This window comes from Paenibacillus sp. FJAT-26967 (assembly GCF_001541095.1).
Taxonomy (GTDB): Bacteria; Bacillota; Bacilli; order Paenibacillales; family NBRC-103111; genus Paenibacillus_F.
Window position 1 is genome coordinate 313,146 of the sequence record NZ_LMXH01000001.1, and the last position, 938, is coordinate 314,083.

2 protein-coding genes and 1 pseudogene are annotated in these 938 nt (G+C 45.2%); all 3 read left to right on the top strand.

Annotated elements, in window-relative coordinates:
- Positions 1 to 252 (top strand): annotated as a pseudogene (locus AR333_RS25235) (IS110 family transposase); the annotation flags it as partial.
- Positions 253 to 340: 88 nt separating this feature from the next.
- Complete coding sequence (locus tag AR333_RS01405) at positions 341 to 589, top strand: hypothetical protein (protein ID WP_156430801.1); 249 nt, start codon at positions 341 to 343, stop codon at positions 587 to 589.
- On the top strand, positions 586 to 864 hold the full coding sequence (locus AR333_RS25690) for a type II toxin-antitoxin system RelE/ParE family toxin (protein ID WP_068773571.1): 279 nt from the start codon (positions 586 to 588) through the stop codon (positions 862 to 864). The genes AR333_RS01405 and AR333_RS25690 overlap by 4 nt, the downstream gene beginning before the upstream one ends.
- Positions 865 to 938 lie beyond the last annotated feature (74 nt).

Below are 938 nucleotides of genomic sequence, written 5' to 3' on the forward strand. Positions count from 1 at the left end.
GGACAAGGAAACAGGCAATTGCATCAGCTTTTCTACCAGCTTGCCTGTCGGCAGATCGGGGTGAAGAGAGGAAGCAAGCAGCCGAACCATCCCCAATTCTATGCCTATTACCAGCGGAAACAATCAGAAGGAAAGACCAAAATCCAGGCACTGGTTTGCCTAATGCGAAAGCTAACCAATATCATCTATTCACTCATGAAAAATAAAAGCGAATACATCATGCCTCCTTCAGCTAATTTGCAAGCTGGATAAGCAGCATGACAGACAGAAGCGTACGTATCAAGAACTTTAGGGAGGTGGTATACTAATGGATATCTATATCAGGCAGGGAGGATTTCAAATGCTCAGAAAGCTTGAAGGCTTGCATGCCGAATTATTTAAGACATGGGTACAGGAGGATGACTCCACCATTGTAGATATCGAGGGAAAGCACTACTTAGTGAAGCCGCTGCATAACATCGTCCAAGAGGAAATTGAGAGCGACGAGGAATTGAAAATGCTGATTAAACAGGCCAAAATGGACATCGCAGGCAACAAGACTTATACAACCGAAGAAATCCTGGAGGCCATCGAAAAGGGCGACCTATGAACATCCAATGGACCCAAGCAGCCAGGGATAGTTTAAAGCAAATCCAGAGTCAACACTACACGCGGGAAGAGACGAAACGCTATCAGATTGAACTTGTCCGCAAAATCCAACATAAGATTCTTCTTCTGTCCACCGCAATGCCGACAAACGAGCCTTCGTGGGCAGGTACATACCGCATATTTATAGATCGCTACAAAGTCTATTATTCCATCTCCGCAGATCACCAAACCGTTTACATCGAAGCCCTACGACACCAACATCAAAAGTCAGACTAGCTAAGGCGGGGAGCAGACCCTGTCTTTTTATTTTGCACGGAGCGCTTTATAAATTAGGATACGTATGAAGGGCA

What these genes read in the sequence shown, in the direction of transcription:
- AR333_RS01405 (WP_156430801.1), top strand. Translation starts at nt 341, where the DNA reads ATGCTCAGAAAGCTTGAAGGCTTGCATGCCGAATTATTTAAGACATGG.
- AR333_RS25690 (WP_068773571.1), top strand. Translation starts at nt 586, where the DNA reads ATGAACATCCAATGGACCCAAGCAGCCAGGGATAGTTTAAAGCAAATC.